This window comes from Nonomuraea sp. NPDC004702 (assembly GCF_053601695.1).
On the sequence record NZ_JBSGCE010000042.1, the window covers coordinates 60,775 to 85,562 of the forward strand.

General features: G+C 73.6%; 15 protein-coding genes (1 of these 15 running past the window's edge). 5 read left to right on the plus strand and 10 right to left on the minus strand.

The window, feature by feature from the left end; translation table 11 throughout:
• The 3 genes in view from ACWEJ6_RS37715 to ACWEJ6_RS37725 are tightly spaced (each overlapping or abutting the next) and all read left to right on the plus strand, a layout consistent with a single transcriptional unit that may run on beyond the window.
• Window positions 1-2,737: the 3' portion of an amino acid adenylation domain-containing protein gene (locus ACWEJ6_RS37715; protein ID WP_452430067.1), read on the plus strand. The gene continues 293 nt to the left of window position 1, outside the view; 2,737 of the gene's 3,030 nt are visible here — the last part of the coding sequence; its start codon lies beyond the left edge, outside the window; the stop codon is at window positions 2,735-2,737.
• Window positions 2,734-6,354: an amino acid adenylation domain-containing protein gene (locus ACWEJ6_RS37720; RefSeq protein WP_452430069.1), complete on the plus strand. Its 3,621-nt coding sequence runs from the start codon at window positions 2,734-2,736 to the stop codon at window positions 6,352-6,354. Before ACWEJ6_RS37715 ends, ACWEJ6_RS37720 begins: the two co-directional genes overlap by 4 nt.
• Window positions 6,335-7,603: an MFS transporter gene (locus ACWEJ6_RS37725; protein ID WP_452430071.1), complete on the plus strand. Its 1,269-nt coding sequence runs from the start codon at window positions 6,335-6,337 to the stop codon at window positions 7,601-7,603. The genes ACWEJ6_RS37720 and ACWEJ6_RS37725 overlap by 20 nt, the downstream gene beginning before the upstream one ends.
• Here the strand turns inward: ACWEJ6_RS37725 and ACWEJ6_RS37730 are convergent.
• The 10 genes from ACWEJ6_RS37730 to ACWEJ6_RS37775 all read right to left on the minus strand — a co-directional run bounded on the left by ACWEJ6_RS37730 (window position 7,572) and on the right by ACWEJ6_RS37775 (window position 22,675).
• A complete protein-coding gene (locus tag ACWEJ6_RS37730) occupies window positions 7,572-8,591 on the minus strand; it encodes an LLM class F420-dependent oxidoreductase (protein WP_452430073.1) in 1,020 nt (339 codons plus the stop codon). The two genes, ACWEJ6_RS37725 and ACWEJ6_RS37730, sit on opposite strands and share 32 nt — an antisense overlap.
• The gene (locus ACWEJ6_RS37735; RefSeq protein WP_452430075.1) at window positions 8,570-9,304 is read right to left on the minus strand and encodes a thioesterase II family protein; all 735 of its coding nucleotides are present in this window, start codon (window positions 9,302-9,304) and stop codon (window positions 8,570-8,572) included. The genes ACWEJ6_RS37730 and ACWEJ6_RS37735 overlap by 22 nt, the downstream gene beginning before the upstream one ends.
• Window positions 9,301-13,269: an amino acid adenylation domain-containing protein gene (locus ACWEJ6_RS37740; RefSeq protein ID WP_452430077.1), complete on the minus strand. Its 3,969-nt coding sequence runs from the start codon at window positions 13,267-13,269 to the stop codon at window positions 9,301-9,303. Before ACWEJ6_RS37740 ends, ACWEJ6_RS37735 begins: the two co-directional genes overlap by 4 nt.
• Window positions 13,266-13,577 (minus strand): acyl carrier protein, encoded by a 312-nt coding sequence (locus tag ACWEJ6_RS37745; protein WP_358297791.1) that lies wholly within the window; start codon window positions 13,575-13,577, stop codon window positions 13,266-13,268. The genes ACWEJ6_RS37740 and ACWEJ6_RS37745 overlap by 4 nt, the downstream gene beginning before the upstream one ends.
• A 226-nt stretch (window positions 13,578-13,803) precedes the next feature.
• Window positions 13,804-15,480 carry a (2,3-dihydroxybenzoyl)adenylate synthase gene (locus ACWEJ6_RS37750; protein WP_452430080.1) on the minus strand — a complete coding sequence of 559 codons (1,677 nt, stop codon included), beginning with the start codon at window positions 15,478-15,480 and terminating at the stop codon, window positions 13,804-13,806.
• On the minus strand, window positions 15,461-17,500 hold the full coding sequence (locus ACWEJ6_RS37755) for an acetate--CoA ligase family protein (protein ID WP_452430082.1): 2,040 nt from the start codon (window positions 17,498-17,500) through the stop codon (window positions 15,461-15,463). Before ACWEJ6_RS37755 ends, ACWEJ6_RS37750 begins: the two co-directional genes overlap by 20 nt.
• 95 nt (window positions 17,501-17,595) lie before the next feature.
• Entirely contained in the window at window positions 17,596-19,152 is a 1,557-nt protein-coding gene (locus tag ACWEJ6_RS37760; protein ID WP_452430084.1) for an FAD-dependent monooxygenase, read from the minus strand.
• 6 nt (window positions 19,153-19,158) lie between these two features.
• Window positions 19,159-20,928: an FAD-dependent oxidoreductase gene (locus tag ACWEJ6_RS37765; RefSeq protein ID WP_452430086.1), complete on the minus strand. Its 1,770-nt coding sequence runs from the start codon at window positions 20,926-20,928 to the stop codon at window positions 19,159-19,161.
• 27 nt (window positions 20,929-20,955) lie between these two features.
• The gene (locus ACWEJ6_RS37770; protein ID WP_452430088.1) at window positions 20,956-21,816 is read right to left on the minus strand and encodes a VOC family protein; all 861 of its coding nucleotides are present in this window, start codon (window positions 21,814-21,816) and stop codon (window positions 20,956-20,958) included.
• A gap of 25 nt (window positions 21,817-21,841) precedes the next feature.
• The gene (locus ACWEJ6_RS37775; protein ID WP_387676315.1) at window positions 21,842-22,675 is read right to left on the minus strand and encodes an alpha/beta fold hydrolase; all 834 of its coding nucleotides are present in this window, start codon (window positions 22,673-22,675) and stop codon (window positions 21,842-21,844) included.
• 255 nt (window positions 22,676-22,930) lie between these two features.
• On the opposite strand from ACWEJ6_RS37775, the gene ACWEJ6_RS37780 reads away from it, so the two are divergent.
• Entirely contained in the window at window positions 22,931-24,073 is a 1,143-nt protein-coding gene (locus ACWEJ6_RS37780) for a PucR family transcriptional regulator (protein WP_452430090.1), read from the plus strand.
• Window positions 24,074-24,134: 61 nt separating this feature from the next.
• Window positions 24,135-24,647 carry a hypothetical protein gene (locus ACWEJ6_RS37785; RefSeq protein ID WP_452430092.1) on the plus strand — a complete coding sequence of 171 codons (513 nt, stop codon included), beginning with the start codon at window positions 24,135-24,137 and terminating at the stop codon, window positions 24,645-24,647.
• Window positions 24,648-24,788: the final 141 nt, after the last annotated feature.

A 24,788-nucleotide genomic window follows, 5' to 3' on the forward strand; every position in this document is an offset into this window, starting at 1 on the left:
GCCGCAGGTGCGGGTGGCGGACCGGGTGCGGGTGCCGCTGCGCGTCGTGGACGTGCCGGACGAGGCGGCGGCCAGGCAGGTGCTCAGCGCCGACGCCGCGCTCCCCTTCGAGCTGGCGGACGGCCCGCTGCTGCGCGCCACCCTGGTACGGCTCGCGCCCGACGACCACGCGCTGCTGGTGGCGGTCCATCACATCGTCGCCGACGGCTGGTCGGCCGATCTCATCCTCCGCGAGCTGCTGACACCGCCGCAGAGCGGGCCGCCGCTGGGGTACGGCGACTACGCGTCGTGGCAGCGGGAGCGGCTGAGCGGCGACCGGCTGGCCGGCGACCTGGCGTTCTGGCGCGCCGAGCTGGACGGGTTGCAGGTGCTCGACCTGCCCCTGGACCGGCCGCGCCCGCCCCGGCAGAGCTTCCGGGGCGGCTGGCACGACGTCCAGCTCGACGTGGCGGCGTTCGGCGAGTTGTGCCGGGCCGAGGGGGCGACGCTCTACATGGGGCTGCTCGCCGCCTTCCAGGTGCTGCTGGCCCGCTGGTCCGGCACGACCGGCTTCGCGGTGGGGTCGCCGGTGGCCGGACGGACCCGGCCGGAGTTCGAGGACATGGTCGGGCTGTTCGTCAACCTGCTGCCGCTGCGGGCGCGGCTGGCGGGCGACCCCGGCTTCGCCGAGCTGCTGCGCCGCACGCGGGACGGCGCGATCGAGGTCTACGGCCACCAGGAGCTGCCCTTCGAGAAGCTGGTCGCCGAACTGGACCCCGAACGCGACGTCAGCCGCCCGCCGCTGGTCCAGGTGCTGTTCGCGCTGCAGAGCTACCGCGGCGACGGCGAGGGCTTCGAGCCGGACAGCACGACCACCCGGTTCGACCTGGAGCTCTACGCCGCCGAGCGGGGCGAGCAGCTGGAGGGCCGCTTCGTCTACAACGCCGAGCTGTTCCGGCCGGAGACGATCGAGCGGCTGGCGCAGCGGTTCGCCGCGCTGTTGCGTGCGGTGGTGGCCTCCCCCGACGTGCCGGTGGGGCGTCTGGACATCCTGCCGGACGAGGAGCGGAAGCAGCTCGCGCGGTGGAACGCCACCGAGCGGGAGCATCCGGGCGGCACCCTGCACGAGCTGGTTTTCGCGCAGGCCGAGCGCACCCCCGACGCGACGGCGCTGGTCTTCGAGGGCGACCGGCTGACCTACCGCGAGCTGGCCGAACGGGCCCGCGCGGTGGCGGCCGGGCTGGACGTGCGGGTGGACCAGCCGGTGGGCGTCTGCATGGAACGCGGCCTGGACCTGCCCGTCGTGCTCCTCGGCGTGCTGGCCGCGGGCGGCGCCTACCTGCCGCTCGACCCGTCCCACCCGGCGGAGCGCACGCGTGGCATGCTGGCCGACGCGGGGGCCGACCTGGTGGTCACGGCGGCGGACGTACGGCCGGCTCCGGCGTCCGTGGTGTGGGTGCGCGAGGACAACCTGGCCTACGTCATCTTCACCTCCGGTTCGACCGGACGGCCCAAGGGCGTGGGCGTCTCGCACCGCGCGATCGTCAACCGGCTGCGCTGGATGCAGGACACCTTCCACCTCACCCCCCAAGACCGCGTCCTGCACAAGACACCCACCACCTTCGACGTCTCGGTCTGGGAACTCTTCTGGCCCCTCATCACCGGCGCGACCATGGTCATCGCCCGGCCCGGCGGCCACCGCGACACCGCCTACCTGCGCGACCTCATCAAAACCGAGAACATCACCACGACGCACTTCGTCCCGTCGATGTTGCAGGCGTTCCTGGAGGAGGAAGGGATTCGGCTTCCGCCCCGGATCATCTGCTCCGGCGAAGCCCTCCCACCCCATGACCTCCCAGGACTGCACAACCTGTACGGCCCCACCGAAGCGGCCGTGGACGTCTCGTGGCACGCCTGCCAACCGGGAGAAACCACCGTCCCCATCGGCAGACCGGTCGACAACACCACCCTGCACGTCCTCGACGCACACCTCCAGGACGTCCCCATCGGCACCCCCGGCGAGCTCTACATCGGCGGCATCCAACTCGCCCGCGGCTACCTCGGCAAACCCGCACTCACCGCCGAACGCTTCCTCCCCGCCCCCAACGGACAACGCCTCTACAAAACCGGCGACCTCGCCCGCTGGCTCCCCACTGGCGAACTCGAATACCTCGGCCGCACCGACCACCAGATCAAGATCCGCGGCATGCGCGTGGAGCTCGGCGAGATCGAGGCCGTGCTGCGCGAGCAACCCGGCGTGACGGCGGCGGCGGCCAAGCTGGTGAACGGCCGCCTGGTCGGCTACGTCGTCGGCGACGTCCCCGACCTGTCCGACGCGCTGCCGGATTTCATGATCCCGACGGCGTGGGTGCGGCTGGACCGCCTGCCCGCCACCGCCAACGGCAAGCTCGACCGCGCCGCCCTCCCCGCGCCCGACCGCCCGGCCGACCTGCCGTGGGAGCCGCCGCGCGGCGCGGCGGAAATCGCCGTCGCGCAGGTCTGGCAGGAGGTGCTCGGCCTCGACCGGCCCGGCCGGCACGACACCTTCTTCGCCGTGGGCGGCGACTCCATCAGCAGTCTCAAGGTCGTGGCCCGGCTGCGCGCCACCGGCTACGACGTGGAACTGCAGCAGCTGTTCACCCATCAGGCGGTCGCCGAACTGGCCGCCGTGCTGCGGCCGCGGCAGGCCGTACCGGAGACCACGGCGGGAGCCTTCGACCTGCTCAGCGTGGCGGACAGAGAGAGGCTCACGCGATGATCATCGACGCCTACCCGCTCAGCGCCCTCCAGGCCGGGATGCTGTACCACAGCGAGCTGGACGGCGTGACCTTCCACGACCACACCACGCTCACGCTGCGCGGCACGTTCGACGAGACGGCCCTGGTCAGGGCGCTGGACGAGCTGTCGGCCCGGCACGAGGTGCTGCGGACGTCCTTCGACCTGACCGGGTTCAGCGAGCCCGTCCAGCTCGTGCACGACCGGGCGGAGATCCCGCTGACCGTCTCCGGCGGCGAGCCGGAGTACGGGCCGTTCGACTGGACGCGGGCTCCCCTGCTCCGCGTCCACGTGCGGCCCGAAGCCGACCGGTTCGCGCTGACCGTCTACTTCCACCACGCGATCCTCGACGGGTGGAGCGTCGCGAGGCTGGTCAGCGAGCTGCTGGAACGCTATGCGACCCCCGGGCTGCCGGTGGAGCCGCCGGCGGCGCGCTTCCGTGACCTGGTGGCGGCCGAGAAGGCGATGCTCGCCCGGCCGGAGGCGGCGGAGTTCTGGCGGGAGGCGGTCGCCGAGGCGCCGGAGGGCCGGTTGCCCCGGATGCCCGGCTACCCCACCGGCGGGCCGCGCGAGGTCGCGGTGCTCGCCACGGCGCTCCCCGGCGAGCTGGCCAAGGCGCTGGCCGAGCAGGCGGCCGCCGCCCGGGTGCCCCTGCGGTCGGTGGTGCTCGCGGCGCACGTGCGCGTCATGGCGCTGGTCACCGGCGATCCCGACGTCCTGACGGGGATGCTCACGCACAGCCGTCCGGAGAGCGAGGCCGGGGACGAGGTGCTCGGCCTGTTCCTCAACACCGTCCCGCTGCGGGTCCGGGCCGACGCGCCCGACCTGGTCCAGCGGGTCTTCCAGGCGGAGGTGGCGGCGCTGCCGTACCGGCACTTCCCGCTCTTCGAGATCCAGCGGGCCAGCGGTCGCGCGCGGCTGCTGGACACGCACGTGGACTTCCGCGACTTCCACGTGAACGGCGCCGCCGCCACGCCCATCGAGGGCCAGGACTTCTTCGAGCAGACCGACTTCGCCTTCAGCACGGCCTTCGTCCGGACGCCGGGCCAGGGGCTGACGCTGACCATCTCCTACGACACCACGCAGTTCCCCGCCGACCAGATCGCGGCGATCCGGGACCACTACCTCCGCGCCCTGTCCGGAGAGATCGGCATCTCGCCGCAGGACGCGGCTCAGCTCGCGCGGTGGAACGCCACCGAGCGGGAGCATCCGGGCGGCACCCTGCACGAGCTGGTCTTCGCGCAGGCCGAGCGCACCCCCGACGCGACGGCGCTGGTCTTCGAGGGCGACCGGCTGACCTACCGCGAGCTGGCCGAACGGGCCCGCGCGGTCGCCGCCGGACTCGACGTGCGGGTGGACCAGCCGGTGGGCGTCTGCATGGAACGCGGCCTGGACCTGCCCGTCGTGCTCCTCGGCGTGATGGCCGCGGGCGGCGCCTACCTGCCGCTCGACCCGGCCGATCCCGAGGAACGGCGGCGCGGCATGCTCGCCGACGCGGGGGCCACGACCGTGCTCACCGCCGCGGGCTCCGGAGGCGGGTTCACGCCGCCGTCAGTGCGCGAGGACAATCTGGCCTACGTCATCTTCACCTCCGGCTCGACCGGACGGCCCAAGGGCGTGGGCGTCTCCCACCGGGCGATCGTCAACCGGCTGCGCTGGATGCAGGACACCTTCCACCTCACCCCCCAAGACCGCGTCCTGCACAAGACACCCACCACCTTCGACGTCTCGGTCTGGGAACTGTTCTGGCCGCTCATCACCGGCGCGACCATGGTCATCGCCCGGCCCGGCGGCCACCGCGACACCGCCTACCTGCGCGACCTCATCAAGACCGAGAACATCACCACGACGCACTTCGTCCCCTCGATGCTCCAAGCCTTCCTGGAAGAAGAGGACGTCCAACTCCCGCCCCGGATCATCTGCTCCGGCGAGGCCCTCCCACCCGGCCACGACCTGCCCGGACTGCACAACCTCTACGGCCCCACCGAAGCAGCCGTGGACGTCTCCTGGCACCCCTGCCAACCGGGAGAAACCACCGTCCCCATCGGCAAACCCGTCGACAACACCACCCTGCACGTCCTCGACGCACACCTCCAGGACGTCCCCATCGGCACCCCCGGCGAGCTCTACATCGGCGGCATCCAACTCGCCCGCGGCTACCTCGGCAAACCCGCACTCACCGCCGAACGTTTCCTCCCCGCCCCCAACGGACAACGCCTCTACAAAACCGGCGACCTCGCCCGCTGGCTCCCCACCGGCGAACTCGAATACCTCGGCCGCACCGACCACCAAGTCAAGATCCGCGGCATGCGCGTCGAACCAGGCGAGATCGAGGCCGTCCTGCGCGCCCAGCCGGGGGTCCGCGACGCGGCCGTCACGGCGCACGGGCACAGCCTGGTCGGCTACGTGGTGGGCGACGTGCCCGACCTCCAGGACGTCCTGCCCGACCACCTGATCCCGCGCCGGTGGGTGAGCCTGGACGCCCTCCCCCTCACCCGCAGCGGCAAGCTCGACCGGGCCGCGCTGCCCGCGCCTGAGACGGCGAGCGGCCGGCCGTACGTGCCGCCACGCGACGAGGTGGAGGCGCGCCTCGCCACGCTCTACGAAGAGGTGCTGCAGGTGCCCGCGGCCGGGATCCTGGACGACTTCTTCGAGCTCGGCGGCCACTCGCTGAGCGCCCTGCGGCTGGCCGCCCGCATCCGCCAGGAGCTGGGGCGGAGCCTGCCCGTGGGCACCGTGCTGACCGCGCCGACGATCAGCAAGCTGGCCAGGGTGCTCCGCCAGCCCGAGGACCTGGCGCCGCCGAGCCACGTCGTGCCGCTCAACCCGGACGGCGACCGCACGCCGATCTTCTTCATCCACGCGCTCGGCGGCCAGGTCTTCCGCTACCACCCGCTGGCCCGCCGCCTCGGCCCCGACCAGCCGGTGTACGCCATCGCCGCGCGCGGGCTGGTGCCCGGTGAGGAGCCGCACGCCACGCTCGCCGAGATGGCCGACGCCTACGTGGCCGACCTGCTGGAGGTGCGGCCGGCGGGGCCGTACGTGCTGGGCGGGTTCTGCATCGGCGGGAACATCGCCCTGGAGGTGGCCAGGCGGCTGCGCGAGCGCGGCGAGCAGGTGCCGCTCGTCGTGCTCCTCTACGCCAACGCCGAGGAGCCCGTGGCCGAGGCGTCGCTGGAGGACGACACGGTCCTGCTGTTCCACGCGCTGGCCGGCGGCCCCGAGGAGACCCTCGGGCTGGACCCGGCCGAACTCGCCGCCCGGCCGCCGGAGGAGCAACTCCTGACGGTCATGGGCGCCGCCTCCGCCGCCGACCGGCTGGCGCCGGACACCGCCGAGGTCGAGCAGGCGCGCCGCTACCTGGCCGTCTTCCGGGCCAACGCGCACGCGGTCGGCGGCTTCCGGCACGAGCCCTACGACGGCGACGTCGCGCTCTTCGCGCCCAGGCGCGAGGACGGCAACTGGCCCTCCGTCGCCAAGGGGCGGCTCGCCCACGTCGCGATCCCCGAGGAACGCGTCCCCATCCTGTACGAACCCCTGGTCGCCGGAGCGGCCACCGAGATCAGAAGGTGGATGGATCATGGCATCCCCGACCAGTGAGCAGACGAGCCTCTGGAAGCACCCCGACTTCCTGCGGCTGTGGGCGGGCCAGAGCCTGTCGCAGTTCGGCTCGGCGATCAGTCTCTTCGCGTTCCCCGTCATCGCGGTCACCGTCCTGAACGCCTCCGAGGCGGAGATGGGCGTCGTCGGCTTCCTGCTGCGGCTGCCGATGGTGTTCTTCCTGCTGTTCGGCGTGCTGGCCGACCGGGTGCGCAAGCGGCCCATCCTGATCTGGACGGACGTGGCGCGTTTCGTGCTGCTGATGCTGATCCCGGTCGCGTGGTTCGCCGACCTGCTCACGCTGACCTGGCTCTACGGCGTCATCTTCGGGCTCGGCCTGCTCAGCACGCTCTTCCAGACGGCCTACCGGAGTTACTTCCCGTTCCTGGTGCCGCGGGAGAACTTCATGGAGGGCAACTCCAAGCTGCAGCTGACCGAGTCGGCCGCCCAGACGTTCGGGCCCGGCCTGGCCGCGGCGCTGCTGAAGGTGCTCGCCGCGCCCGCGCTGCTGATCATCGACGCGGTGTCGTACCTGGCCTCCGCGATCGCGGTGTCCCTGATCAAGCGGCCGGAGGCCCGTCCTGAGCCGGACGACACCACCCCCGCGCAGGTGCACAAGGCGATCTGGCAGGGCATGGGCTGGGTGATGCGGCACCGGCTGATCCGGCCGCTGGCCGTCTCCTCGGCCGTGTACTCGCTGTTCATCCTGGGCTCGATGAACTCGATCTACGCCCTGTACGTGATCCGCGACCTGGGCGTGCCCGCGGGCTGGTTCGGCAGCATCCTGGCCGGCGGCGGCGTGGGCGCGATCATCGGGGCGCTGGTCGCCGTCAAGGTGATGCGGCGTTACGCGATCGGCAAGGTGCTGGTGTGGTCGATGGTGTACGGCAACCTGGCGCTCTTCCTCATCCCGCTGGCCGTCGGGCCGGTCTGGGTCTCGGTGGCGATGCTCGTCGTCGCGCAGCTGGTCAGCGGCGTCAGCTCGCAGATCTTCTTCGTCACCAACACCAGCCTGGTGCAGACGGTCACCCCGCCGCACCTCCAGGGCCGGGTGGTGGCCTCGATCTACTCGCTGGGCCTGATCCCCGCCCCGCTGGGCGCGCTCGGCGCCGGCCTGCTGGCCGGCGCCGTGGGCACGCGTACGACGCTGTGGGCGGTCATCGCCGTCGGCGCTCTCGTGCCGATCGCGGCGATGGCCTGGTCGCCGCTGGCCAAGCTCATCGGGATGCCGGAGCCAGACTCGCAATGAGCCGCAGCTGACGGCTGCGCAGCCGCCGGGTGGGCGTGACCAGGCCGACGATCAGCGTGGTCGCGCCCGCCTCCTGGTAGGCCGCCATCCGCTCGCGCACCTTGCCCGCGGGGCCGCACATGGTCATCGCGTCCACGAGCGCGTCGGGCAGCATCGCCATGGCCTCGCCCTGCCGTCCGTCGACGAAGGCCTCCTGCATGCGGGCGGCCTCCTGCTCGAAGCCGAGCGTGGCGGCCAGGCGGTTGTAGAAGTTGGTCCGGCGCGAGCCCATGCCGCCGAGGTAGAGGGCGAGCATGGGCCGCATCATGTCGTAGGCCAGCTCCTGGTCCTCCTCGACGAGCGTGAGCACCATGGGCGCGACGTCCAGGTCGGCGCCGTTCAGGTGCTTGGCCATGCGGGCCAGGTGGTCGGGCGGGAAGTGGATGGCCAGCCAGCCGTCGGCGAGCTCGCCGGCCAGCGCGACCGTCTTCGGGCCCATCGCGGCCAGGTAGACGGGCAGCCGCTCCTGCACCGGCGCGACGGCCAGCGTCAGCTCCTTGCCCTCGCTGCCGGGCAGGGGCAGCGTCATCGTGGGTCCCTCGTGCCGCACCGGCTCGCCGTCCAGCGCCTTGCGCACCACCTGGAGGTAGTCGCGGGCGCGGGCCAGCGGCCGGTCGAAGCGCTCGCCGTGCCAGCCCTCGACCACCTGCGGGCCGGACGGGCCCACGCCCAGCCGGGCGCGGCCGCCGGAGACCTGGTCGAGGGTGGCCGCCGTCATCGCGGCGACCACGGGCTTGCGTCCCGACATCTGCAGCACGCCGGTGCCGAGCGCGATGCGCTCGGTCTGCCCGGCGATCCAGGCCAGCAGGGTCGCCGGGTCGGTCCCGTAGGTCTCGGCCGCCCACACGGACGAATAGCCCAGGGCCTCCGCCTCGCGGACCAGCGCCAGGTGGTCGGCCGGGCCGAGGCCCGCGCCGCCCCAGTAGCTCATGCTGTAACCGAGGCGCATCCCATCTCCTCAACGATCGCGGCGGCCAGGGCGTCGGGGGTCTCCTCGGCCAGCCAGTGGGTGGAGTCGAGCTCCTTCAACGCGGGCCTGTGCACGCTCTGCCGCCGCCAGCCCAGCAGGCCGCCCCTGGTCAGCGAGGCGTCCCTGGCTCCGTACAGGACGGAGATCGGCACCGGCAGCGGCGGCCCCGGCCGGTGGTGGTAGCCGGCCAGCAGCCCGAAGTCGGCGCGCAGCGCCGGCTCCAGCACCGGCCAGAGCGCCTCCCGGTCGGCCAGCTCCGGCGGGACGCCGCCGAGCTCGATCAGCTGCTCCCAGAACAGCCACGACGGCAACGACGGCAGGCGGCGCAGCAGCAGGGTCACGTCCGGCGCGGCGAACGAGCCCACGACCAGCCGTTCCGGCCGCCCGCCCAGCTCGACCACGCGCCGGCAGACGAGGAAGGCCAGCAGCGCACCGCTGCAGTAGCCGAACAGCGTGTACGGCTCACGCCACCCGGCCAGGTCGCGCGCCAGGTCGTCGACCAGCCCGTCGAGGTCGGTCCGCGGCTCCTCGGCGAGCCTGGCCTGGCGTCCCGGCAGGTTGACCGACCACAGGCCCACCTCGGGCGGGAAGTGCCCGGCGAGCTCGCCGAGCGAGGCCGGACCGCCGCCCGCGTGCGGGAAGGCGACCAGCGCCCGCGCCCCCTCCTTGACCTGGACGTACCACGGCGTCATCGGGCTTCCCCCAGGTGCAGGGCCAGTTCGGCCGGCGTCGGATGGTCGAACACGGCCCGTACCGAGACGGCGCGGCCCGCCAGCTCCTCCAGCGGGCCGATCAGCCGGACGGCCAGCACGGAGTGTCCGCCGTTGAGGAAGAAGTTGTCGTGCGGCCCGAGCCCGGGCCGGTTCAGCGCCTCGCTCCACAGCGCCACCACCTGCCGGACCAGCCCGTCGCCCGCCTCCCGCGCCGGGGCGCGGCCCTCGTCGGGCACCTTCAGGTCGCGGTAGGCGATCTTGCCGTTGGCCGTGGTGGGCAGCCTGCCGACGACGATGTACCGGGTGGGGACGGCGTAGTCGGGCAGCCGCGTCCTGGCGAAGCGCCACAGCTCCTCCTCGGCGGTCTCGCCGGTGACCTCCAGGAAGGCGGCGAGCCGTCCGTCGGTCTGCGGGTCGCCGTCGAGGATCACCGCGGCCGTGCGCACCGCCGCGTGCTCGTGCAGCGCGGCCTCGACCTCGCCGAGCTCGATGCGGTGGCCGCGCAGCTTGATCTGCCGGTCGTCGCGGCCGAGCAGCTCCAGCGCGCCGTCGTGGCGGATGCGCGCGCGGTCGCCGGTCCGGTAGAACCGGCCGTACCGGTCGTGGTGGCCGAAGCGCTGCGCCGTCAGCTCGGGCCGGTCGAGGTAGCCCGCGCTCACCCCCGCGCCGGCGACGCACAGCTCGCCCGGCACGCCCGGCGGCAGCTCGCGGCCCGCGGCGTCGGTGACGAAGATCTGGGTGTTGGCCAGCGGCTCCCCGGCGGGCACCGGGTCGAGCGGCGGGTCGCGCAGCTCGGCGGCGGTGGACCAGATGGTCGTCTCGGTCGGCCCGTAGACGTTGAACACCCGGCAGCCCAGCTCCAGCAGGTCCCTGGCCAGGGCGGCGGGCATCGGCTCGCCGCCGCACAGCACCGTGCGCCCGGCCAGCTCGCGCCCGGCCTCCGGCGCGATCAGCCGCCACGCGGTGGGCGTGGCCTGCACGACCTGGACGTCGCTCGCGGCGATCAGCTCCAGGAACCTGCCCGGCTGCACCTGGTCCTCGTCGGAGGCCACGACCACGGTGCCGCCGGAGGCCAGCGGCAGCAGCAGTTCCAGCCAGGAGATGTCGAAGGAGGTGGTGGTGGACCACAGGACGCTGGTGGGCGCGCCCAGCCGGTCGGCGAAGTCGAGCACGAGGTTCGTCAGGTTCGCGTGCGTGACCTGCACGCCCTTGGGCTGCCCGGTGGAGCCGGAGGTGTAGATGACATAGGCGATGGTCCCGGCCTCGACGGGTCCGGGCTCCCCCGGCGTGCCGGGCATCGGCACGACCGGCGTCCCGCCCGCCCAGTGCGGACTGCCCGCCGCGACGACCAGCCGCGCCCCCGAGTCGGCCACCTGGAAGGCCAGGCGCGACTCCGGTTGCCGCACGTCCAGCGGCAGGAACGCGGCTCCCGCCTGCCACACGCCGAGGACCGCCGCCACCAGGTCCGCCGAGCGTCCCAGGGCCAGGGCGACGACGTCGCCGCCGCCCACCCCGCGCTCGCGCAGCAGGTCGCGGACCGCGGCCGCGCGCCCCAGCAGCTCGTCGTAGGTGACCTCGTGCCCGCCCTCGCGCACCGCCACGGCCGGGCCCGGCACGATGCGCCCGGCCAGCGTGCCCGGCCAGGTACGGCCCGTGTCGTTGACCCGGTCGAGCAGCGCCCGGTCGGCCGGGGAGAACACGTCCGGCACGCCGCCGCGCGCCGCCTGCCGCACCACCGCGCACAGCCTGGCGGTGAACGCCGCGATCTCGTCCTCGTCGTGCACCTCGGTGCTGTGCACCATGCGGACGGTGAGCCGGTCCGGCTCCTGGATGACGTTGCACTGCATGTCCAGGCGGCTGCGGTCGATCAGGTTGTCGACGTATCCGGGCACCTCGCCCTGGATGTGCACCTTCTCGTCGCTCCAGGGCCGGTAGTTGAACATGTGCCGGAACAGCGGGACCCGCCAGTCGTCCGTGCCGTGCCCGCGGCGGGTCAGCACCGCCTCCACCGAGGCCCCGGCGTGCTCGACGCCCTCCGCGAACGCCTCCTCCACGCGCCTGGCGACCTGCTCGAAGTCGTCGTCCAGCTCGACGTGGACGCGCAGCGGCAGGGTGCTCACGGCGTAGCCGACGCGCCGGTGCTGCTCGCCCGTCTTGGTGCTGACCGGCATGCCGATCACCAGGTCAGGGCCGGCGCCGTGCCCGCGCAGCGTCAGCAGGAAGGCGGTGGCCAGCACGATGTTGCCGGTGGTGCGCAGCCTGGCGCGCAGCTCGTCCAGGGCCGCCACCGTCTCGGCGTCCACCTGCCAGGAGCAGGTGTGCCCGGCGAACGTCGGACGGCCCGGCGAGTGCCGGCTGCCCGGCAGCACCATGGCGGCGGGGTCGACGCCGTCGAGCCGGTCCAGCCAGTAGCCGATCGACTCCTCCGACGGCTCCCCCGGCTCCAGCATCGGCGCGGGCCCCGCCAGCTCCGGGGGCAGCGAGCCGTGCCCGGTCTGGCTGTCGTAGAAGCGGCCCAGCTCCTCCACCAGGAGCTGCATGGAGGTGCCGTCGATGATGATGTGGTGGCCGGCCAGGCACACCACGGTTCCCGCGCCGTCGGGCAGGGTGAAGTGTCCGACCCTGATGAGCAGGTCGCGGCCCAGGTCGAAGGGCTCGTCCAGGAAGGCTCGCAGGTCCGCGACCAGCGTCTCCTCCGTCGTGGCCCGGGTCTCGACCTTCAGCTGGGCGTCCTGGGGGGCCACCAGGTGCCGGACGGGCGTCCCGTCCACCACGGGGAACCGCAGCCGCAGCGCCGGATGCCGCTTGACCAGCCGGTTCACCGCGATCTGCAGCGGCAGCCGGCGCAGCGGCGTCTCGAACCTGAGCGCCACCGCCAGGTTCGACACGCCGCTGTCCGGCGCGAGCTGCTCCAGCACCCAGAACGAGTACGGCACCGCGGACAGCGGGCGCGGCTCCTCCACGGAGGCGGGCAGCTCCGGCTGCGGCCTCGGGATGGGGACGCGTTGCAGCGGATGATCGGGGTCGAGCGCGGCCCAGTCCACCCGGCCGCCGCCCGTCCAGAACCTGGCCACGGCGGCCAGCAGCCCCGCCCGGTCGGGGCCCGCCTCGACGGCGGCCCCGGCGGCCCCGGCGTTCGCCCGCGTGAGGGCGGCGAGCGTGTCGTGCGGCGAGGGGTCGTCCGCGAGCGCCACGGGGTCCGGGACGTCCGGCAGCACGCCCCAGGCGGCGAGGGTGGCCGCCAGCCCGTAGGCGGCGGTGAGGGCGGGTGACGCCTGGACGCCGCGCGCTTCGAGTACCTCTTCGCAGACGTCCACGGCCTGGGTGAACACCGGCTCCACGCCGTACAGGCCGGCCGTCCCGGCGGAGAGTGTCAGGCGGACCGGCTCCTGCTCGTAGGCGTGCTCCCGGCCCAGCGCGAGGGCGGCCTCCGCGGCGCTCCGGCAGACCACCGCGCCGCGCACGGGGTGGTGGACGCGTCCCTGCTGGAGGGTGCCCGCCACGTCGGCGTAGCGGTCCTCCGGCAGCCCGGCGAAGAAGCCGGCCAGGCCGCGCCGTACCGACTCGGCCTCCTCGCGGGTGCGGCCGGACCACACCACGACCCGCGGACGGCCGTCGCCCGGCGCGTGCACCGGCGGGTAGCCCTCCTCGACCTCCAGGTCGTCGGGCCAGATCACCCGGTGCACCAGGTCGCCGTCGAGCAACGCCCGGTCGAGCAGCCGCAGGACCAGGGTGCCGCGCAGCGTTCCGGGCGGCAGCTCGGCGGCGTCGGTCACGGCGAGCTCGCACTCCCCGGCCAGCAGCGCCGCGCAGGCCTTGCCCACCCCGCCGTACAGCCGGACGACCTGCGCTCCTGGATCGTGCCCGGCCTCCTCGGCGGCCCCGGCCTCCAGCGGGAAGCGCCCCACCGCGATCACCGCGACGGGCTGTTCGTGCGAGGTCACCGACCTTCCTCGCGGATCCTGGCGCGCACGTCGCGGCGGCTGCCGCCCAGCGGACGGCGGCGGACGCCGTCCTGCCTGGCCGGGGCGGGCGCCTGGCCCTTCGCGATCAGCTGCGAGAGCGCGCGCAGGTTCGGGTGGGTGAACATCGCGGTGACCGGCAGCTTCAGGCCCAGCGCCTCGGTGATCTCCTCGTGCAGCTCGACCAGCGCGAGCGAGTCGAAACCGGCTTCGAAGAAGTTGAGATCGGGATCGAGGGCGCGGCCTAACCTGCGCTCCACGAGTGATGCAACCGCGTCGGCCTGGGTCATCCGGCGTCCTTCGTCTCGCCTGCGATCGGACGGGATCACCGTCCACCTCCCAGCATCCTTCCCGAGCGCCGTAATCCACCACAAGCCCGTATTTATCGGGATTTCGGTCACGCAAAAAGTCCGTGGAGCCGCCGCGCCGGGCCTGACATGGCGCTACGCGGCCGACGAGCACGCACCGAGCAGGGACGCTCGCCGACCGTACGCGCCGGAGCGGCGGCCGGCTTCGTCACCCCCCGGCAAGCTCGGCCTTGAGGCGGTCGGCGATGTCGGTCCTGAGGGCCTTCTTGTCGATCTTCCCGACCTTGGTCCAGGCGAGCTCCTCGACGACGACGAGCCGTTCGGGCAGCTTGAAGCGGGCGACCTCCGCGCTCTCCATCCGCGCCCGGATCTCCTCCAGCGTGACCGTCGCCCCGGCCCGGGGCACGACGTACACGCACACGCGCTCCCCGAGCACGGGGTCCGGCATGGCCACGGCGGCGACCTGGCTCACGGCGGGCAGCCGGTACACGAGGTTCTCGATCTCCTCGGCCGAGATCTTCTCCCCGCCCCGGTTGATCATGTCCTTGTCGCGGCCGGCCACCACGAGGTTGCCCTCAGGGGTGCGCAGGCAGATGTCACCCGTGCGGAACCAGCCGTCGCCCGTGAAGGAGCGGGCGTTGTGCTCCGCCGCCCGGTAGTACCCGCGAGGGGTGTACGGCCCGCGGGTGAGCAGCAGCCCCGGCCGGCCGTCCGGCACGTCCCTGTCCTGCTCGTCCACGATCCTGATCTCGTCGGCGGGGCACAGGGGACGGCCCTGCGTGCCGCACACCGTCTCCAGGGGGTCGTCGAGGCGGGTGAAGTTCAGCAGCCCCTCCGCCATGCCGAACACCTGCTGCAACCTCGCCCCGAGCACCGGCTCGACCTGGCACGCCAGCTCGTCCGCGAGGCGGGCGCCGCCGACCTGGACGACCCGCAGGGTGGCGAGCTGCCGGGCGCCGTGCTGGGCGGCCCGCTCCAGCCAGCGGCCGGCGACCGCGGGCACCACCGCGGTGTGCGTGACGCCTTCCGCCTCGATCGTGGCGAAGGCCCGTACCGGCTCGGGCGAGGGCAGCATGACCACCCGGCCCCCGGCGAGCAGGACGCCCAGGATCCCCGGGCAGGCGAGCGGGAAGTTGTGCCCGGCGGGCAGGCTGACCAGGTAGACCGAGTCCTTCGTGACCCCGGCGACCTCGGCGCTGGCCCGGGCGTTGTAGGCGTAGTCGTCGTGGGTGCGGGCGATGAGCTTGGGCAGGCCGGTCGTGCCCCCGGACAGCAGGAAGACGGCCACGTCCCGGGAGGAGGGGGCGGGCAGGTCGAAGCCGGTCCGGCCGGTGGGCGGGCCGCACAGGGCCCGCAGGTCGACGCTTCCCGGCGCGACGTCGTCCCCGGCGACCAGCACCCGCCATCCGGCCCCGGTGGCGGCGCGCACGTCGGCCGCGAGGTCGTGGGCGAGCCGCTGGTGGTCGAAGTCCCTGCTCCGGTCGGGGACGGCGATCGCCACCGCCTCGGCGTGCACGGCCAGATACGTCAGCTCGGCCCGGCGATGGGCGGGCAGCGCCATCACCGGCACGACGCCCGCGCGCAGGCACGCCAGCAGCAGGACGACGAACTCCCACGAGTTGCCCAGCTGCATGACGATCCGCTCGCCCGGCGCGATGCCGAGGTCGCGCAGGCGCACGGCGGCGGCGTCGGCGCGATCGGCCAGCTCGCCGTACGTGAGGCGCAGCCCCGGCCCGTCGACCAGCGCGGTGGCGTCCGGATGGCGGTCGGCGGCCTGCCGCAGCAGGGTGCCGATCGCGACCCCGGCCCAGTAGCCCTGCTCGGTGAAACGGGTGACGTCGGCGTCGGGCCAGGGCACGGTGTGCTCAGTGATCGGGGTGGGCATCGTCGGCCTTCCTGGTGAGGATGACGGCGTCAAGCGCGATCAGACCTCGCCGCGTGAGCCGGAGCGGATTGACCTCGATCTCGTCCAGGAGCCGGTTGGCGACGAGCAGGTCGCCGAGCCTGGAGACGATCGTGCCGAGGTCGTCGGGGTCGAGGACGGGGCCGCCGCGCCACCCGGCGAGCAGGGCCCGCCCGGCCAGTTCGGCCGCCATGCCGGCGGCTTCGCCGGGAGACAGCGGGGCGAGCCGGACGGCGACGTCGGCCAGGGCCTCGGCCACCGTGCCGCCCAGCCCGACGAGCACCACGGGCCCGAAGACGGGGTCGCGCCGCGCGCCGACGACCAGATCGATCCCGGCCGGCGCCATGGCCTCCACCAGGTAGCGGCGCGCGCCCGCCGCGTCCAGGGCGTCGAGCGCGGCGTCCAGGCCGGCGGAGGTGGACACGCCCAGGTGCACGCCGCCGATCTCCGTCTTGTGCAGGACGTCGGCGTCCAGCAGCTTGACGGCGACCGCCGTCCCGAGGGAGTCGAAGGCGGCGTGGGCGGCGGCCCGGTCCGCGCAGGCGTGGCGGGGCATGGTGGCCACGCCCAGCCGTCCGAGCAGGGCCTTGCCGGTGTGCTCGTCGTACCGGGCGACCGGGACGGCCGGCGCCTGCCAGGGGGCGGACGCGGCCGGGCGGGCCGTCCGCGCGCGGGCGTCGGCCAGCAGCGCGGCGGTGGCGGCGGCGACGCCGCGGGCGTCGGCGGCCACCGGGACGCCCGACTCGCGCAGGGCCATGCGGTCGCGGACGACGGCGTCGCCCGTGCCCGCCAGCCCGAGGACGACGGGGACGCCCCCGGCCAGGCCCTCGGTGACGGCGGCGACGACGTCGACCGCGTCCGGTTCGTGCAGGACGTACCCCGCGATGACGTGGACGCCGGGGTCGGCCCCGGTGGCGGCGAGCACCGCGCCCAGCTCGGGCCCCGGACGGCCGGTGTCGACCGGGTTGCGCTGGAAGGTCAGCGGCGGCAGCAGCCCGGCCAGGGTCTGCCGGGTGCCGGGAGCGAGCTCGGGCACCCGGATCCCGCGTCCGCGCAGGTCGTCGAGGAGCAGCAGGCCCGGACCCGCCTGGGCGGTCACGACGCCCACCCCCGGGTCGGCGCACGGGCGGGCCCGCGTCACCGCGAGCGCGCCGACGGCGTCGACGAGTTCGCGTTCGTCGTCCACGAGGACCGCCCCCGCCTGGGCCAGCGCGGCGCGCGTGGTGCGCCAGGAGGTCGCCAGCGCCCCCGTGTGCGAGGCGGCGAAGGCCCCGACGTCGTGGCGGCCGACGACCAGGGCGACGACCGGCCGGGTCGCGGTGAGGCGGCGCACGCTCTCGACCAGCCGGGGCCCGTCCGCCACCGACTCCACGTGCAGCGCGACGGCGGTGGTGCGGGGGTCGCCGGCGAGGTGGTCGAGGACGTCGGGGGCGGTGACGCCGGCCGCGTTCCCGAGGCCGACGGCGAGACTGACGCCGTGCCCCGCCTCGGTCAGCGCGAACGCCAGGGCGTGGTTGACGCCGCCGCTGGCGGCCACGACGGCGACGGCGCCCGGCCGCACCCGGTGGGCGCCGGGGACGAAGCTGGCGGTCAGCCGCGCGTGCGGGGCGAGGAAGCCGCTGGTGTTGGGGCCGAGGAGGCGCAGGCCCGAGTCCCGGGCGACGGCGGCGAGCCGTCGCTGGTGCTCGATCCCGGCGCCGCCCGCCTCGGCGAACCCGCCGCCGCACACGACGGCGGCCCGCACGCCCGCCTCCGCCGCCTCGGCGAGCACGCCGGCGCAGGCCGCGGCGGGCACGCAGAGCAGCGCGAGATCGACGGGGCCCGCCGCGGCGGCGGCGCCGACGGACGGGTGCATGGCGTCGTCGCGCGCGTTCACCAGTGCCAGGAACCCGCCGAAACCGGACAGCGAACGGGCCATGGCGGCGCCCAGTTTGCCCGGATCCCGGGACGCGCCGACCACCGCGACACCCCGCGGCCCGAACAACGGGCCCAGGTCGCCCATGAGAGCACCCGGACCGGGTCCGAGGCCGTCCACGCGAGCACGCGGACCGGATCCCAGGCCGTCCACGAGAGCACTCCGATCGGAGCCGAGGCCGTTCATGACAGCACTCCGACCAGGTCGGCGCGGCCGGAGAGCACCGTGGTCAGGGCCCGGTCGCGGTCGGGTTCCGGTTCGATCAGCAGTGCGGGCAGTCCCGCGCGCATCCGTGCCTCCTCGCACAGCCGGGTACGGGTCAGGGCCGTGCCGCCGTGCACGGCGACCAGGGTCGCCCCGGCCGCCGCCAACCCGGACAGGTCGGGCAGCCCGTCCTCGGTGTCCGGCGCCTCCACCAGGGCGCCCCACGCGCCGGGCACCGGCGTCGCGGAGAGCGGCAGCTCGTTCCTCCCCCGGACGGCGGCGGGCGCGCCGTCCGGGCCGGGCAGGACGTCGAGCAGCCGGCCGGACGCCGACCACCCGGCGGCCTCGAAGCCCGTCTCCAGGGGCGCTGCGCCGTGCAGGTCCCGCCACCGGCGATGGGCCGACGCCACGAACCCCGGCGCGCGTCTGGCCAGGCGCGCGTCGGAGATGCTGCGGGACAGGAAGTGGTAGGCGAACTGCCACGGCTCAAGGGCGTCGTGGTAGCCGCCGAAGCTCTCCCACCAGGCGAGGCTGGGCCGCGCCGAGTCCTGGATGTGCCGGACCGGCGGCTGCGCGGCCCGCTCGTAGCTCGCGAGCGCGGCGGCCAGGTCGCCGGGGTGCCCGGCCAGCGCCCGCGCGAGCGCGACGGCGTCCTCCATGGCCATCTTGGTGCCCGAGCCGACGGAGAAGTGCGCGGTGTGCGCGGCGTCGCCGAGCAGCACGACGGGCCGCGGGGCCGTCATGTGCCAGTGGCGGGTGCGGCGGGTGCGGAAACTGGCCCACCGGGAGTTGTTGGTGAGCAGCCGGCCACCCTCGATGTGCTCGGCGAACAGCGTCTCCAGGTACGCCTTGGAGCGCAGGTCGCTCACCCCGGGCGGCCGGCTCTCGTCGAAGGCGTCGAGACCGGCCCGCCGCCAGGACGCCTCGTCGGTCTCCACGATGAACGTCGACATGGCGCCGGAGATCGGATACCCGTGCACCGCGAAGACGCCGTCGGGGCCGCGTTCGTGGACGAAGGTGAGCCCGTCGAAGAGGTGGTCGGTGCCGAACCAGATGAACTTGGCCGCGGCGGTCTCCACCTGGGACCCGAGGCCGGGGCCGAGTTCCTCGCGGATCCGCGAGGAGGCCCCGTCGGCGGCCACCACCAGGTCGTAGCCGGCCAGGTCGGCGAGCCCCACCTCGGTGGAGAACCGCAGGTCCGCCCCGACCGCGCGGGCCCGTTCCTGCAGGAGCAGGAGGAGCGTGCGCCGGACGACCGCGGCCATGCCGTTGCCGCCGCACCTGATCCGCTCGCCCTTCAGCCGGACCTCGATGTCGTCCCAGTGCCTGCCGTGCTCGGCCAGGGCCCCGCGCAGCACGGGGTCCGCCTCGTGGATCGCCTCCAGGGTCCGGTCGGAGAAGACCACCCCGAAGCCGAAGGTGTCGTCGGCGCGGTTGCGCTCGAAGACCGTCACCTCGGACGACGGGTCCGCCTGCCGGATCAGCGCGGCGAAGAACAGCCCGCCGGGCCCGCCGCCGGCCACCGCGATGCGCATGGCCCGCTACTCCTTGGTCGCCGGGCCGAGGATCCGGCCGAGCACGGCGCCCAGCGCCGCCTCCGGATCGTCGGCCATCGACGCGGACCGCCAGGCCACCATGTGGTCGGGACGGACCAGGAGCACCCCGTCGTCCCCGACCTCGGACAGGGCGCGGTAGTCGCCGTAGCTGTCCTCGTAGTCGCAGCCGCGGCCGATCGACCGCACCCGGACGGGCACGCCCAGCCGCTCGGAGACGCGCTCGGCCGCCTCCCGCCAGGCCGCGCCGCCGATGCCGGTGAGCAGGGTGAACCGGCCCCGCCCGCACAGGTCGAAGGTGGAGACGCGCTGCTGGTCCCTGGTCAGCCACACGTGCGGCAGGTGGCGTCCCGGACGGGTGGAGGCGAAGTGGTAGACCTCCTCGTCCCGGGGGGCGGGCTGCTCGGGCGTGCCGTCGGGCACGATCGCGCCGGACGTGTAGTGCTGGTTGGTCTCGACGCCGTGCGTGTTGAAACACATGATCGTGGCCTGCATCGCGGCGTCGAACGCCTGCCGCCGCTCGCCGCCCTCGGCCGTCGGCAGCAGCAGGCCGTCGAGGGCGGCGCGCAGCTCCTCCGCGCCGGAGGCGGGCGGCAGGCGCAGCGCCATGAAGAGCTGCGGCATCAGCCCGTCGCTGCGCTTGGCGCGCTGGACGATCTGCCTGGCGACCGGCAGCCGCTCGTCCCGGTAGCTGTCGAGCAGCGCCGGGGCGGCCTCGCCGCGCACCACCATGGCGAGCTTCCAGCACAGGTTGTAGCTGTCCTGGATGGAGGTGTTGGAGCCGAGGCCGTTCATGGGCGAGTGCCGGTGCACGGCGTCGCCGACGCAGATGACCCGGCCCGCCATGTTGTCGGTGGCGTAGACGTCGTTGACCGCCCAGGTGGAGATCGACTCGACCTTCACCGGCACCTGGTCGTCGCCGATCAGCTGGTGGGCGATGCGGACGCCGTCCTCCTCGGTGAGCGTGGGCTGCCCGGCCTCGACGTCGTAGCCCCACACGCCGACCCACTTGGTCCACGGGCGCACCATGCGCAGCACGCCGATGCCGTTGCCGTCGTGACCGACGCCCGGCTGGACGAACCAGTACATGTCACCCGGACGGTGTTCGACGAAGCGGGTGAGGTCCGCCTCGAACACCACGTTGATCGAGCCGCCGAGCCCCATCTTGCCGACCAGCGGCAGGCCCGCCTGCGCGGCGACGGTCGAGTTGCCGCCGTCCGCGCCGATCAGGTACTTGCTGCGGATGCCGTACTCCTGGCCGGTCAGCCGGTCCTTGACCAGGGCGGTCACGCCGTCGTCGTCCTGCGTGAACGTCAGCAGCTCGGTGTTGAAGCGCACCGACGACCCGCGCGCGGCGGCCGCGTTGACCAGGATGGGCTCCAGCACGTGCTGCGGCAGGTCGCACACCGAGCACGGGCTGGCGAGGTCGTGCTCGGCCTTGAAGTGCGGGTGGGTGTACCACGTGCGCAGGCGGCCGAGCTCCTGGCCGGCGAGGCTGGTGGCGTACACGTGCTCGCCCATCAGGTGCTGCGGGGTGGCGTTCCTGGTCACCTCGCCCTCCAGCCCGAGGTCGCGCAGCACCTCGACGCCGCGCTGGTTGGTGATGTGCGCGCGAGGCGTGTTCGAGACCCCGGCGTACTTGTTGAGCACCACGTTGGCGATGCCGTACGTCGAGAGCAGCGCCGCGGCGGTGGCGCCCGCCGGGCCGGCGCCGACGATCAGCACGTCCGTCTCCACGACGGGGGTGAGGGTTTCCATGTCAATGGCTCCTAGAAGGGAGGGACGTCAGTGCCGGTGGCCCCAGAGGTCGGGACCGGGGATCTCGGTGACCTGCCAGGTCGCGTCGTCGATGAGCACGCCACCGCTGCCGAACTCGGTGTGCACGCCCACCGGGGACTCGGCGTAGAAGGAGAACATCTGGTCGTTGCTGTGCCGGCCGAGCGTCATGGTGACCGGGACGTCGCGGTCCAGCACCAGGTCGTAGGTGCGCCCGACCTGGTCCATGTCGGGGACCTCCAGCATGAAGTGGTGCAGGAACGGCTGGTGGATGCCGAAGAACGGGCCGTCCACGAAGGCGATGCTGTGGTGGCGCGGGTTCGTGTGCAGGAACGTGGCCTGGAACGGCCTGCGCATCGTGTCGCTGATCTTGAAGCCCAGGACGTCGGTGTAGAACCGCTGCTGGGCCGCCACGTCCGGGCTGGCCAGCACCACGTGGCCGAGGCCGAGGTCGCCCGTGACGAACCGCTCGATGTCGCGCGCCGAGGTGAACTGCCCCTCGCCCGCCGAGGCCCCGTGGAACAGCTCGACCCGGTTGCCCGCCGGGTCGAGGAAGTGCGCCATGCCGGCCACGCGGCGGATCTCCAGCTCGCGCTGGGTCGCCTGCCAGGCCACGACGCCGTGGTCGCTCAGCTCGTCGAGCGCGGCGCTCAGCGCGCCGGCGTCGGCGACCTCCCAGCCGTAGTAGGCGCCGCCGTCCTGCTCGCCGGCCTCGACGGTGATGCGGTGGTGCACGTCGTCGATGCGGAAGTGGGTGGCGCCGTCCTCCCCCGCGACCCGCTGCATGCCGAGGATGTCCGTGGCGTAGGCGGTGAAGGCGTCCGGCTCGCGCGCGGACAGGCCGAGGTAGCCGAGCTGCTTGATGTCCATGCCTGATGTCTCCTGTCGTACGAGGTCAGAACGCGTCGGTGAGGAAGCCCCGCAGCAGCGCCGCGTACTCGGCGGCGCGCTCGATCTGCACCCAGTGGCCGCAGTGCGGGAAGATGTGCAGCTGCGCGTTGGGCAGGTGCTGCTGGAGGAAGACACTGGAGTCGGGGGTGACGAACCGGTCCTCGCGGCCGTGCACGACGAGGAACGGGTGCGGCATCCGGCGAAGCGCCGACGGCGGCACGGCCATCTCGGCGGGCGAGGAGGAGAAGAAGCGCTCGAAGGAACGCCGCACCTCGGGCCGCATGACCTCCTGGTAACGCGTCTCGGTGATCTCCGAGATCGACGTGCCGAGCGCGTCCTCGTCGTAGACGAACCACTTGGTGAGGTTCTCCAGGGCGCTGATCGTCGGGTCCTTGTAGAAGGACACCATCCGCATGACCTCGGGCGTCGGCTGCGAGTGCCCGCCCGCGCTGCCCATCAGGGAGATCCGGGCGAAGCGCTGCGGCGCCGTCATCACCAGGTGCATGGCCAGGGCGCCGCCCATCGAGTTGCCGACCAGGTGCGCCCGCTCGACGCCGCGGGCGTCCATCAGGGCGAGCACCTGCTCGACCCGCATGCGCATCCAGCCGGTCAGGCTGCCCGGCATGTCCTCGGGATGGTCGGTGCGGCCGTAGCCGACGAGGTCGGGAGCCAGCACGTGGTAGTCGTCGCCGAGGGCGGGCATGAAGCCGCTCCAGTTGGACACCGCGTTGGCGCCGGGGCCGCCGCCGTGCAGCAGGATCACGGTCTCGCGGTTGTCGTCGCCGCTTTCCAGAAAAAACGTGGAATAGCCGTTGGTCTCGACGGTGCGCTCGGTCACTGGAATGGGTTCCTTCCCGTGCTGTACGGGCATTGCCCGGCATGATCTGTTGATCGGGCGGACGGCTGTGATCGGCCCGCGGGGCGACGGCGGGGCTTGCCACCCGCACCCCTCGCATTGCTAACTTGTGCGCTGTCGCACCACCGTAGACGGACACCACGTTGATGCGCTTCGTACGATCTGTCGTTAGTTGTCGGCGCCGATCCGACGCTGTGTCGCAGGAGAGGAGCAACCCCGGTGAGCCTTGATGACGCCGTGCAAGATCTGGCCGATCGCCTGGGCGTGGCGCTCGTGGTGGTCGATCAGGACCTGAGGATCGCGGCGTTCAGCGTCCACGACACCGACGCGCGGCTCGCCCGGCTGGCCCGGTTGCTCGCCGGCTCGACCGCCCCGCTGACGAAGCCGCTGGTGGAGCAGCATCGGCTGCGCCAGGCCAGGCACGGCGTGCGGGTCCCCCAGGACGACGGCGAGCTGGTCGTGCTGCCGTTGCGCCATGAGCAGCAACTGCTCGGCTACGTCTATTACGTCGAGGACCGGGAGACGCCGCGCGCCGACGACCTGGCGCTGCTGGAATCGGCCGCGCCGGAAATGGGCGCGCTGCTGTCGCTGCGCATCTCCGACCGCCGGCACGGCACCGAGAATTCCCGGCAGCTGCTCGCGGAATTGCTCGGAGAATCGCCGGAGAAACGCGCGGAGGCGGCCGGGAAACTCGTGCGGGACAATCTCATCGACGATGTCGAGCATTATTCGGTGCTCGTTCTCCGGGCCCCCGAGTCGGCGCCCAGATCCATTACCCGGCTGGCCGTCGAGGCGACTCTTGAATTCACCACGAGATCGACGACGGTGAAAATCGTCGGCGCCGTTCTCGGGGCCGAAGGAATTGTTCTCTTCCCGCGTCCGGTGAATCGCGACAGGCTCGAACGCGCGCTCGCCGGGCCGGGTCTGGAGGCGGTCGTGGCGGGCGTGGGCGGCGTGCAGCCGTCGCTGGCGCAGGCGGTCGAGTCCTACCACGAGGCCCGGCTCGCCCAGCGTGCCTCGCGCCTCGATCCGCAGCGGTACGGCAAGCGCGTCTTCTGGGACGAGCTCGGCCTCGACCGCCTGTTCCTGCAGCTGCCGCTCGACCGGCTGACGCCGAGCCAGTTCCCCGACGGAGTGCGGCGCCTGCTGGACGCGCCGCACGGCGTCGAGCTCGCGGCGACGCTGGAGGGCTACCTCGACAGCGGCGGCGAGATCCAGAGCGCGGCGCGGCGGCTGCGCATCCACCGCAGCACGCTCTACTACCGGCTCGACCGCATCCGCGAGGTCATCGGCTGCGACATCACGGACGGGTCGATCCGCCTGGAGCTGCACGCCGGTCTCCGCATCGCCCGCCTCGCCGGCCTGTGGCCGCACGAATGAGCCCGGCGGCGCGATGGGCGCCGCCGGGCGCCCGTCCGCCCGACCTCATCAGGGGAGCGTCATGAGCCTCGACCACACCAGAGCGACCCGGCTGTGCCCGGTGAACGACCTGGACGACCGTCTGCGGGCCGCGGTCACGGAATACGCCGGGCAGCAGCTGCTCGGTGACCTGGCGGAGACGGCCGACGTCTGCTGCGAGACCCGCAGCGTCCCCGTCCCGCCGCCGGGCCGCGGGCGGCGCGGCCTGCTGAGCGGGCTGTTCGGCGCGTCCAGGGCGGCCGGGCCGGAGGTCGGGCCGTTCACCACGGCGGCCGTCGTCACGCCGGGCGTGATCGTGATCGCCACCGTCACCGACCGGGACACGCAGGTGCGGCTGGGCGCCAGGCTGGCGGACGTCTCGCTGCACGTCGCGGACCCCGCGCTGAACGGGCGGGCCACGGGGGTCGACGTGCAGGCGCGGTGGTTCGGATCGTCGGAGGCGAGCTCGTACCTGCTGCCGCTCGACACCGGGCCGGCCGGGCAGGCGTTCCTGGCCCGGCTGCGCGAGCTGACCGCCGCGGCCCGGCCCAGCTGAGCAGTCAGGCGCGGCCCGTGCCCGCCTCGTCGCCGGAGCGGGCCCCGGTCAGTCGTCGAGGGCCTGGTAGAGGGTGGTCCAGAAGTCGTTCATCAGGTGGGCGGGGTTCGGGACGGAGTAGCCGAGCTGGCAGAGCAGGAT

What these genes read in the sequence shown, in the direction of transcription:
- ACWEJ6_RS37755 (WP_452430082.1), bottom strand. Translation starts at nt 17,500, where the DNA reads ATGGGCGACCTGGGCCCGTTGTTCGGGCCGCGGGGTGTCGCGGTGGTC.
- ACWEJ6_RS37720 (WP_452430069.1), top strand. Translation starts at nt 2,734, where the DNA reads ATGATCATCGACGCCTACCCGCTCAGCGCCCTCCAGGCCGGGATGCTG.
- ACWEJ6_RS37725 (WP_452430071.1), top strand. Translation starts at nt 6,335, where the DNA reads ATGGCATCCCCGACCAGTGAGCAGACGAGCCTCTGGAAGCACCCCGAC.
- ACWEJ6_RS37760 (WP_452430084.1), bottom strand. Translation starts at nt 19,152, where the DNA reads ATGCGCATCGCGGTGGCCGGCGGCGGGCCCGGCGGGCTGTTCTTCGCC.
- ACWEJ6_RS37735 (WP_452430075.1), bottom strand. Translation starts at nt 9,304, where the DNA reads ATGACGCCGTGGTACGTCCAGGTCAAGGAGGGGGCGCGGGCGCTGGTC.
- ACWEJ6_RS37785 (WP_452430092.1), top strand. Translation starts at nt 24,135, where the DNA reads ATGAGCCTCGACCACACCAGAGCGACCCGGCTGTGCCCGGTGAACGAC.
- ACWEJ6_RS37730 (WP_452430073.1), bottom strand. Translation starts at nt 8,591, where the DNA reads ATGCGCCTCGGTTACAGCATGAGCTACTGGGGCGGCGCGGGCCTCGGC.
- ACWEJ6_RS37745 (WP_358297791.1), bottom strand. Translation starts at nt 13,577, where the DNA reads ATGACCCAGGCCGACGCGGTTGCATCACTCGTGGAGCGCAGGTTAGGC.
- ACWEJ6_RS37750 (WP_452430080.1), bottom strand. Translation starts at nt 15,480, where the DNA reads ATGCCCACCCCGATCACTGAGCACACCGTGCCCTGGCCCGACGCCGAC.
- ACWEJ6_RS37765 (WP_452430086.1), bottom strand. Translation starts at nt 20,928, where the DNA reads ATGGAAACCCTCACCCCCGTCGTGGAGACGGACGTGCTGATCGTCGGC.
- ACWEJ6_RS37770 (WP_452430088.1), bottom strand. Translation starts at nt 21,816, where the DNA reads ATGGACATCAAGCAGCTCGGCTACCTCGGCCTGTCCGCGCGCGAGCCG.